The sequence below is a fragment of the Pirellulales bacterium genome (assembly GCA_036490175.1).
GTDB lineage: Bacteria > Planctomycetota > Planctomycetia > Pirellulales > JACPPG01 > JACPPG01.
The window spans coordinates 26263-36972 of record DASXEJ010000129.1 but is presented as its reverse complement, the minus strand read 5'-3'; the positions used below and the strand labels follow the sequence as shown (position 1 = coordinate 36972).

Sequence of the window (10710 nt, the reverse complement as noted above, 5' to 3'; positions counted from 1 at the left end):
CGATCAGCAAATCGTGACCAACTCTGGCTTCACCCCCAACACGGCGACGACCTTTTTTAATATTCAGCCGTTCGTTTTGCTTCCCGTGCCTGAGCCTGCGACGTATGCTTTAGCGATCGTAGCTTGCTTTGGATTAGCGCTTCGGCGGCGCATGGTCGCCGGTCCGAAAAGTGTAGGCGGTAATTCAACCTAGCGGTGTACGTGATGCCAGCGCAGCGGTCGCCGCGATAAGATACCATTCGCGCTGGCGGTGTCGCATCGCGTTTAATACGTCATGTCTGAATCCTCTTCTTGGATGATCTACGGCGCCAATGGTTACACCGGGCGTTTGATTGCCGCTGAAGCGGTGCAGCGCGGGATGCGGCCCGTGCTCGGCGGTCGCTCGGCGGAGCCAGTCGCAAGTCTGGCTGCTGAATTGGGCTGCGAGCATCGCGTGTTTCCGCTCGATGAAAGTGCCGCGCAGCATCTTGCCGGCATGAGCGTAGTGTTGCATTGCGCCGGTCCGTTTTCCGCCACGGCACGCCCGATGATCGATGCTTGCCTGCACGCTCGTGCCGCGTACCTGGACATCACGGGCGAAATCGACGTTATTGAATACGCATTTGCCCAGAATGCCGCGGCGCGCAGCGCGGGGGTGGCAGTGATTCCGGCCGTGGGTTTCGATGTCGTGCCCAGCGATTGTCTGGCATTGACGTTGCGCACGGCACTACCGACCGCGAACCGGCTGATCTTGGCCTTCTCTTCTGCCGGCGGTCTGAGCCCTGGTACTGCCAAGACATCGTTAGAAAGTCTGCCGCACGGCGGTCGCGCAAGGATCGATGGCCGGATAGTGCGCGTGCCCACTGCCTGGAAGACGCGGGACGTCGATTTTCCCGAAGGGCGTCGCGCAACCGTCACCATTCCTTGGGGAGATGTGGCCAGCGCCTTCCATTCGACCGGCATCCCGAATATCGAGGTTTACGCTTCGATGCCGCCGGCGCAAATCCGCGCGATGCGTCGCTGGCGCTGGCTATTTCCGCTGGCGGGACTCGGCCTGGTACAGCGCCTTGCCCGCCGCCGCATCGAGCGTATTGTGCCCGGACCTTCGGCAGACGAACTGGCCAGTAGCCGCGCATCGTTTTGGGGTCGTGTGGAAGATGAGGCCGGGCGCTTCGCCGAAGCAACATTGTCGACCCTGGGAGGTTATCCCCTGACCGTACAAACGGCGCTCAAGTTCGTTGACGCTGCCCTCGATCGCCGGCTTCTGCCAGGTTTCTCTACTCCTGCGCGGGCTCTGGGCCCCCAGATCATCGACCGGGTGGCCGGCTCGCAACTGATCTGGAAACACTGTCCCAGCGCGTCGTAACAGGTATTCGGGTTTGTGGGGGAGGGAAACGGTTTTCCGGCTTGGAAACGTCGGGACGAACCGATTCTGCGGGAGCATCAGTAGGGATCTCGGCGGCCGCCAACGCGCGTGCTACAGTTGTCGAATACTCTTTCGCCCGCGAACGGCTGGCCGTAAAGCAAGGACCCTATGTCACGCAGAGAGTCTTCATCGAGCGCCCCTCCGATGGATAACCGGCCCGATTTCCTGGTGCGCATGGGGGTCGGTCTGCCTTGCACTTCGGTAGACGTCGAGCAAGCCTATCTGGAAAAAGTGAAGTTGGCGCATCCCGACCGTGGCGGCACCCAGCAAGATTTTCTCGACCTGCAAACAGCTTACCAGCGGGCCAAGGAGTTCGCGAAATTTCAGGACAGCCGCCGCCACTGGCTCGGGGACGCTATCGAGCGCTACGCCTTGCAGCAAGAGTTAGTGGCCGAGCTCGGGCGCCGCGGCGGCAGCGTGCAAGTGCGGCAGCTCGACTGGCTGGCCGGTGAAATTGGCGAGGACTTCGCCCAAGTTCTGGAAGTGATCGACGGCATCTCGCTTGTCGGACCAGCTTGTGACGATCGCGCGATCGAAGAGCTGACGGTTCATCAAGATGTCCTGGGACAGATGCACTCGCTCGATTTATCCGGAAGCAACGTAACGGACGCCGGGGCGCGCCGGCTGACGGCATTTCCTTATCTACGGCGCGTGAATCTGACCGACACGCACGTCGGCAATGCCACTTTGAAAGAATGCGCCAAGCTAGCCAAGCTCGAGTGGCTGGGGGTGGGCGGAACGCATGTCACGCGTTTCGGCCGATTCTGGCTGCGCGTGGCTCGGCCCGATCTGCAGATCGGCCGCACCCGTGCGAACGTGACCCGTGGGTTCCGCTCGCACGTGCCGCTGCTGACTTTGGCCTGCATACTGTATGTGGCCGCCATGGCTACGGCGACGCACGTTCCCTTGGACGGGGTGCGCCTGCCCGAGTGGCGCCTCGTGCCTGTCGACAAGGCGTTTCACTTCACGGCCTATGCGGGCTTGTCGTTCTTGCTCTCCACGCTGGCGGCGGCCATCTGGACAGGATCCGCCAGCAAACGCTGGGGCCACCTTCTGCGTTATTTCGCCGTGCTGCCGGTGGTGGCGCTGTATGGAGTCATTGACGAACTCACGCAGCCGGCAGTCGGCCGCACCGCCGATAGTCTCGACTGGTTGGCAGACATGTGCGGCGCAGCTAGCGGGTTGGTCCTCTTCTTAGTGATGCGGTTTGTACTAAAGCGACAAGCCGAACGGAGGTGGGCGCACCTGGCAACGCAGCGACTCGTTCCCCGCAATTGAGCGCACGGATCGGCCAATTCAAAGGGGTCCGCGCGCGTTTTAAAGCTCGCTCATCACGCGCGCCATTCATGGATCAACCAGGCCGGGCACGATGGCCGTAGTGCCGTCGCGCAGCATGTTGTCGTGGACGAGCAATTGGTTGCTGCCGACAAAGTACGTGTCGAAATCGGCCACGATCAGATTGTAGCATTCCGCCTCTCCCTGCTGTTCGACGCGATCGATCAGCACGGGGCCGCGGGCGCCGTGCAGCCACTCGCCAGCGCGGAGTTCCTTCGCCATTTGCCAGCCCAGGCCAGAAACCCAGAACGGATGCCCCCGGCTGGCGCGGATGGTTTCTCCTCCGGCCGAGATCTCGACTAGCGAGGCGGGGGGCGATTCGTCGGCGTGACTACCATTTTGTATGCCAGTTCGCCAGTCGTTACATTCTGCGAAAGGACGAAATCGCCAGCCTGAATGCTTTCAATTGCTGCCACACCCGTAGGCGTATGAACTTGCGTGCCGGCGACGAAACACGAGTGTGGTCCGCTGTGTTGCGACCGAATTCGTTGATGGTAGCGCATGATGACGGGTGAGATACCCACCGATTGCGTGGCAAAACTCGTCGGCTTTTCGGGCGGTCGATACATTTCGTTGTAGCGATCCCACCAATCCCACCACAACTCGGTATCGCTGCCAAAATTCTCTCCGACGGTCGATTGCAGAACTTTTGCAACTCGATCGTTAATCGCGGAACTTTGTCGATTGTGTTGTTCGGCATCGGTTGCCATGCGTGCATCGGCAGCCGCCGTGGGATCGCGTACCTCCTTGACCCAGGTCGGGCCGCCAGCCCACTTGTCGACGATGCGAAACTCGGCCCCCCGCGATTCGATGGCCGCATTCGCGTTATGCCCTGGTTGAAAGAGCGCAAAATAATGGGCGTTCCGTCCGTCGTCCAAGGAAAACGTGTCGTAGTGGACATCGATCGGTGGCTCGAGCGCCGAGACGAGCGTCGGCACGTAGCCATACATGGGGCGCTTTTTGAGCGCCTCGGTAGCCGCCTGGCGCACACTCTCGTGTGGTGCGAGCACCGCGTGCATAACTAGCGAATCGGTAGCGCGCTGCTCGGGCATTGTCGCCACGGTCGACACGATGGCCTGCCCTGCGTCCGGTCCCCCGTTTTGCACCAACGACTCCATGGCGGGTAGGGCCGTTACGTTGGAAACGGCCTGCAATCGCTGCCGTGCCGCCTCGCGCCGTTCTGAATCGGCGCCGTCAATATCCTTGCAGAGCGGGGCAAGACGTGGCCGCCAGGCGTCGACATCAAGCGCCGCACGCGCGCGGGCCGCGCGCTCGCGCTTGCCCGCCTCGGCCTGAGCGGTCGGTATCAGCTTGCCATTCTCCGTAACCAAACCCAATCGCCGAGCCGCCTCGGGCGACCTCGGAGTCAGTCGCAAGACATGCTGCAACTCTTCGCGTTCTTGCTTCTTAAGGCCCGCGCCCGCGCAGTAATTCGCCAGCTTGAAATGATCGTAGGCGGTGTCGTGGGCGTTACCCTGGCGTTGCCGGTATTCGTCCAGGTTGTCATTCGTCGTGCGCACGGCCAGACCGACCGGCAGCCAGCGATTTACCAGTCGTACCTCGCCAGACTGCCAGCGTGCCGCGGCGTTGTCGGGCTCGGCGGCGACCGCCTGTCGAAGATAATCGGCACGGCGCTCGGGCTGGCCGGCAGATTCGGCCGCGAGCGCCTGGCGTACCAGCAGCGCGGCGCCGCTCTCCCGTGGATGGGCCGGGGAACGGGTCGCAGTCCCCAACGAGGCTTGCTCGACCCCATAGGAAGTGGCGGCACAAACAAGAAACGCCGCCACGGTACACCGCCACGGAAGACGCATCTTGCACCTCCGGCTTGCCCTGCAAGGCCATCGCGCTTTCGAACACTACCGCCCCTCGGTAGAGCGAAGTGACGCGGAACAAAGATTATTACGCGAGCCCGACGGGCCGAGTTCCGTTACTTCGCCGCAAGGCATGCTCCGCACGATGCGTCGCGCACACCCGCAGACAGAGTTGTTGCAGCCACCTAGGGTCCAGAAAGCATCCAGATCGTAATCAGACGATGGAGTCGTAATAGGACTCCATCGTCTGCAACTCGCATACGCCCTGAGCCCTCGGTGGCTGATTGTTCGTGCCATTCGACAGGTGGGCGCCGAAGGATTGCTGTTGGTAGACCGCAAAACCATCGATCTATTTTTGCACCAAGCCCGGCACCGTGGCCGTGGTCGGACCGCGGAGATTGATGTCATGCACCAGTATCTGCTGGTCCGTCACAAAGTACGTGTTGAAGTCCGGCACGATCAAATTGTGACAGCGGGCCGCGCCGCTTTTTTCCACCGCGTCGATCGTCAATGGTCCCCGGGCCGTATACAGCAATTGGCCCACCTTCAACTCCTTGGCCATTTGCCAGCCGCTGCCCGATACCCAAAACAAGTGGCCGAACGTGCAGCGAATCTGTTCGCCTCCGGCGCGGATTTCGACCAATGGCAAAGGCGAGCCGAAAGTCGTGGCAGATACCGGCTTGTAGGCCAACTCCCCCGTCTCGACATTCTGGGCCAACACAAAGTCGCCCGCTTGAACCTTTTCGATCGCTACCGTGCCCGTGTTGGTCCAAACCTTGGTGCCAGGCACAAAGCAGCTACTATGGGTACGAAACGTTTGCAATGTTACATTGCGTAGCGACTCGTAGGTCGGCTTGTCCTGCGCGTAATGCATCTCGTTGTAGTTGTCCCACCAATCCCACAACTCTTTGGGCTCGTTGCGCAGGTCGGGATTGTTTGTCGCCAATCGCAGGGCGATGGTTACGCGCTCGTTGTTCCGCTCGGACTCTTCGTTCTCTTTGAGGGCCTCGTCAGCCAGGCGCCGATCCTCTTGGGCGCTTTTCAGGAAATCGTTCATGTCGGGTTTAACGGCAACGACCGTTGATGTCCGACCTTGCATCGAATCCTGGCCCATATCGGCCGCGTTCTGCGGGCGCTCGATATGATTCAAGACGAGCAACTCGTTGGCGAGTCGGCCTTCGCGAAACAGCGATAGCCGCTGGCGCAGTCCGCCGCTGGCGTCGGTCGTTGATTCGGAGCGCACTTCGACCAGCCACTTCACCTTATCGAGCATTTGCGGTGCATAGCCGAAAATGTCACGATCTCGCAATGCCTCTGCCGCTGCCGTGCGGACCTGTTCGTCGCGCGAATTCAGCGCCAGACGCGCAAGTGCCTCGGTCGACCGCGCATCGTTAATCGCCGCCAGCGTGCGCACCGCGATTAATGCCAGGGGCCGGTCGGCTTCGCCAAACATTTTTTCGATGGGACCGGCCGCCGCGGGGTCGCGGACGGCGGTTAGCTTCTGCTCCCCGGACGCGCGACGTACTGGATATTTCGACTCTAGATCGTCGCGCCATCGGCCCAGCCGAACTTTCCAGCTTTGCAAGGCGACTTCGGCCTGCCGCGCCTGTTGTTTGCGCGATTCAGCCTGAGTGACCGGCATCAGCATGTCGTCGTATCGCACCAGCCCCAGTCGCGACATGATTTCGCGGGTTTGCGTCTTAGTGGGCTCTTTTTCCAAGGCCTTGGACAGATGCAACCGCTCCTGGGGCAGAAGTCCTTCGCGGGCGCACCAACGCGCCAGAAGAATTTGCTCGACCGCCGATTCCCCGGCTGCGTCGCGCGCATCGCGATAACGGGACAACTTGCCTTCGCTAGTCAGCAACCGCGCAGCCGCTTCGGCCGGAAGCCATGTTCCGTCGACTCGCAGTTCCCCCAGTTGCCAATGCACGGGATCATAATCGGGCGCGGCATCGAGCGCCTCGCGTAGATAAGTGGCGCGTTGGTCAAGGTTCCCCTCCGCCTCGGCCGCGAGCGCCTTGCGCAAAGATTGTGCCGCCGACTGTTCTGCCGCGGACAATGCCCGCGGCGCGCGAGCCACGGCCGTGCCGTGCCAACCCAGCGCGAACGTAAACGATCCGACCAATACGGCGCATACCGCTAGAAGACGCCAGCGCATAACTGCCTCCTTGACCGATGTCTCGGTCACTGTTCCGGGACAGAAACGACACCTAACGCACGAACGACTACGGTTTCGCGAGCCCCGGCACAGTGGCCATGGTCGGGCCGCGGAAGTTGATGTCATGCACGAGAATTTGCTGATCGGTCACAAAGTACGTGTTGAACTCGGGCACGATCAAGTTATGGCAAGCGGACTCACCCGTCTGCTCCACACTGTCGATCAAGAGTGTCCCCTTGGTCGTATGCAGACGATCGCCGGTCTTTAGCTCCTTGGCCATGCGCCAGCCAGTGCCCGAGATCCAGAACAGGTGCCCCAGCGTGCAGCGGATCGTCTCTTGGCCTGCATGGATCTCGACGAGCGGCAGGGACGGTCCGACCGTCGTGGCCATCACCGGCTTGTAAGCCAATTCGCCCGTGTCGACATTTTGGGCCAATACCCAATCGCCCATGCGAATGGTCTCGATCGGTACGGTGCCGGTCACGGTCCACACTTTTGTGCCGGGCACAAAGCAGGCCACCGCACCACGATCCCTGTGCCATGGCTTTTCTGGTGGTGGCGCGTTGTGCAGTATTGATGTCTGCCTAGGCACCACGTACATCGCAGAGTAATAGGTGTAGGCGAAGCGGTTCGTCTCGTAGGTCGGCTTGTCGGATGACCGGTGGGTTTCGTTATAGTCGGTCCACCAATTCCACCACTCCTTGGCATCATCTCCCAAACTGTCGTCGCCTGTCGTCACACGCAGGGTGGCCCCGATCCGCTCGTTCATGAATTCCGTACGGACGTTTTCTGCTAGCGCCGCGGCCGCCGTCGCCGAATCCGCGGCAGCCCGCTGGGCAACGTTTTGTTCCGCGGCACCGGTCAGCGGTATCGCAGCACGGCCGGGCGTCGGCGTATAGCTCGGTAGCGCAGTCAAACCGGTGTTGAACGCTGTGTTGTATAGTGGACCTTCACGATACAGAGATAATCGTTCGCCGAAGGCGCCCCCTTCGTAACCAAAGACTTGGAACGTGACTTCGATCGGTGTGTTCATCGCCGACAACAGCAGGGGTACGTAGGTAAACAGATCGCGTGCCTTGAGCGCCTCGGCGGCGGCCTTTCGGACGTCTTCTGAAGTGGCGAATACAGCGTGCCGCACCAGCGAATCAGTTGCCTCTTGCGAGCGCATCGCCGCGAGGGCACCGATAGCCGCTTTGCCGGCAGTCGCCGAGCTCTTGGCGAATACCGTTTCCATCGCCGGAATAGTCGACACGTCTTGCAGGGCCACCAGGCGTTCGCGTGCCGATGCCTGTCTCGCCGTGTCGCGGCTTTCCAGATCATTGCACAGACGGCTTAGGATCGGCTTCCACTTGTGAAAATCTGCGTCCGCCTTTTTGGCCCGATCTTTGATCGATGCGACCTGGTCCGCCGGGACGAAACGCTTCTGATAGCGCATTAGCCCCAGCTTGTCTAGAAGCTCGCGCTGCTGCGTCTTGGTGGGACGCAGGTTCATGGCAATTCTCAGGTGCATCTGCTCCTGATCCTTCATGCCCGCCTGTTCGCACCAGCGCGCGACCTTCAAGTGAGCATCGGCTGTCTGCGCCGACTGTCGTACCTGCTTCCGATAGTCGAGAAACTTGCTGGCCCAGGCATTACCGGCCGCGGCCGTATCGGTGGGGAGCCACCGCTCGCCCACCCGCACTTCTCCTAGTTGCCAATGTGCCGGCGCATATTGCTCGTCGACTTGCATCGCCTGGTGTAGCAACTCAACCCGTTCGTCCAGCTTGCCGTCGGCCTCGGCCTGTAAGGCCTGGCGGACGAGTTCCGCCGCAGTGGCGGTTCCTTCGTTGGCCGCGCTCGTTTTAATGGCGCTGGTTTTGGTGGCGCTCGGCTCTGCTGCTTGGACGAACGGCGCGAAACACGCGCCGCCAACTATTGCAACCGCTAAACCGCACCGTACGCAGAAACGGAACGCTCGCATCGTTCGCTCCCGGCCAACTTGGTGGCCAACTTTTTCTCGAACCAATTCAGTTCTGCCTCAATCGCATTAGACGAACGCTGGCCACCTGACGGTCAACATGCGCGATATCTGCCGGCCCGACACAAACGCGTTGCCTCATGGATCAACCATTCCCGGCACCGTAGCCGTGGTTACCTGCCGCAGATTGTTATCATGCACCAACACTTGGGCGTCGCCGACAAAATACGTGTTAAAGTCGGCTACGATCATGTTGAAGCATTCCGCCTCGCCAGTTTGCTCCACGCTTTCGATTTGTGCCGGGCCACTCGTGGTGTGCAACCACTGACCGGCCTGCAACTCTTTGGCCATCTGCCAGCCGATGCCGGAAACCCAGAACGGATGGCCGCGCGTGGCGCGGATGGTTTCGCGTTCGAGCTGAATCTCGACGAGCGGACTCGGCGGCCGTACTGTTGTCACGATGACCGGCTTGTAGGTTAGTTCTCCCGAATCAGGATCTTGCGCTAGCACGCACTCGCCGGGCTTGACCTGTTCAATCGGCATCGGCCCGGTCGTGGTCTGCACCGGCGTGCCGGCGACGAAGCAGGAAACAGAACTCACTCGATAGGTATAGGGCACCGCGGGCGTGTTATTCACGACGACCTGACTGACGGGCTTATAGGGGGGTTGGTACATCTCGTTGTAGTTCAACCACCAATCCCACCACGGGGCCGGTTCTGCGCCGAAATCATTTCCAGTCGCCACTTGAAGTGCGCTTGTAACTCGCTGATTCATCGCCGTGCGCACGACATTCGCAGATAACTCGCGTTCCGCATGCAGAGCGTCGGTGTTCGCTGTCGGGTCCGGTGTGTAATGGTCGTAGTAGTCTGTGGCACGATGGGTCATGGGATGCGTGACTACGCGCACATCCTCGTGAGATCCACCGTTCGAGACGAACGATTGGTCCATCAAAGGACCTTCCTGAAAAAGCGTCAATCGATGGCGGTATTGGCCATTTACGAAGACGGAATCAAACTGTACTTCGACCGGCGATTGCAGGGCCGACATCAGCGTTGGCGCATAGCTATAGATCGATCGGGGCGTGAGCGCCTCGGCGGCCGCCTGGCGGACGGACTCGTCTTCGCAAAAGACGACGTGGCGGATCAATGAATCTGTGGCTGATTGGCCAGACATTGCTGCAATCGTTGCGAGCGCAACTTCGAGGACATCCGGTTTGCAATTGACTAAGACTGCCTCAAGCGCGGGTATGGCGGCCGGGTCCTTAATTGAGCGCAGTTGATTGAATGCCGCGGCCTGTTTTTTCGCGTCTCGGCCTTCGATGTCGCGACGGATCGCCACGATCCGCGGCTTCCATTCCTGCATGGCTTTGTCGTGCGTTTTCGCCTGCGACTTGAGCAGTTCCGCCTGTGCGGGAGGCATCATGGTCCCCTGATAGCGAACCAGGTTGAGCCGCTTAACGATTTCCAATCGTTGTTTTTTTGTCGTTACCGATTGCGTGGCCCACAGCAGGTGGAATCGCTCCTGATCCGCAAGACCATCGGCCGCGCACCAGCGGGCAAGCTGCAGGTGCTCGTTCGTCGTGTTGTGCCCCGCGTCGCGAAGCTGACGGTATTTGGCAACCTTGCCCGTCCGGGTTGCATGCGACGCCGCGGACTCGACCTTCAGCCATTGATCGCCGATGCGCACTTCGCCCGATTGCCAATGTGCGGGCGCATAATCAGGGTCAGCGACAAGAGCGTCTTTGAGATACTCCGTGCGGCGTTCCGTCTCCCCGGCAGCTTCAGCGACGAGCGCCTTATGCACGAGCTGCGCTGCCGTATTAGACGCGGCGCTTGTTGATGATTTCTGTTGGCCTTGGTCGGCAGCCAACGACGCCACGGCGAAAAACTGCAGCGCAAACGCCACCGCGGCGACCTGCCGCATGATGCGCGACAACCGCATAAGAATGCCCTCCTTATCGCCAGCCCGGTGGCGAATCTGTTCCGTGCAAGCCATCAGCAAGACGAAAAACGGCGGAGGTGACCCCCCGCGAGCGATCGTTCGC

General features: G+C 60.8%; 8 protein-coding genes. 3 read left to right on the top strand and 5 right to left on the bottom strand.

Going from position 1 to position 10710, the window contains the following annotated elements; all coding sequences use genetic code 11:
- From VGG64_09900 to VGG64_09890, 3 genes are all read left to right on the top strand, one after another.
- Positions 1-193: PEP-CTERM sorting domain-containing protein (locus VGG64_09900; GenBank protein ID HEY1599904.1), on the top strand; the 193-nt coding region annotated here is incomplete at its 5' end.
- Positions 194-274: 81 nt separating this feature from the next.
- Positions 275-1345: a saccharopine dehydrogenase NADP-binding domain-containing protein gene (locus VGG64_09895; GenBank protein HEY1599903.1), complete on the top strand. Its 1071-nt coding sequence runs from the start codon at positions 275-277 to the stop codon at positions 1343-1345.
- 204 nt (positions 1346-1549) lie between these two features.
- Positions 1550-2683, top strand: coding sequence for a VanZ family protein (locus VGG64_09890; GenBank protein ID HEY1599902.1), 1134 nt, complete (start codon positions 1550-1552; stop codon positions 2681-2683).
- A 66-nt stretch (positions 2684-2749) separates the two neighbouring features.
- Here VGG64_09890 and VGG64_09885 read toward each other — a convergent pair whose 3' ends face one another.
- The 5 genes from VGG64_09885 to VGG64_09865 all read right to left on the bottom strand — a co-directional run bounded on the left by VGG64_09885 (position 2750) and on the right by VGG64_09865 (position 10607).
- On the bottom strand, positions 2750-3034 hold the full coding sequence (locus VGG64_09885) for a polymorphic toxin-type HINT domain-containing protein (protein HEY1599901.1): 285 nt from the start codon (positions 3032-3034) through the stop codon (positions 2750-2752).
- A 5-nt stretch (positions 3035-3039) separates the two neighbouring features.
- Positions 3040-4551, bottom strand: a complete 1512-nt coding sequence (locus tag VGG64_09880; protein ID HEY1599900.1) for a hypothetical protein — start codon at positions 4549-4551, stop codon at positions 3040-3042.
- A gap of 349 nt (positions 4552-4900) precedes the next feature.
- Positions 4901-6709 (bottom strand): polymorphic toxin-type HINT domain-containing protein, encoded by a 1809-nt coding sequence (locus VGG64_09875; GenBank protein HEY1599899.1) that lies wholly within the window; start codon positions 6707-6709, stop codon positions 4901-4903.
- A 67-nt stretch (positions 6710-6776) separates the two neighbouring features.
- A complete protein-coding gene (locus VGG64_09870) occupies positions 6777-8669 on the bottom strand; it encodes a polymorphic toxin-type HINT domain-containing protein (GenBank protein HEY1599898.1) in 1893 nt (630 codons plus the stop codon).
- 135 nt (positions 8670-8804) lie between these two features.
- Entirely contained in the window at positions 8805-10607 is a 1803-nt protein-coding gene (locus tag VGG64_09865) for a polymorphic toxin-type HINT domain-containing protein (protein ID HEY1599897.1), read from the bottom strand.
- Between the last annotated feature and the right edge of the window lie 103 nt (positions 10608-10710).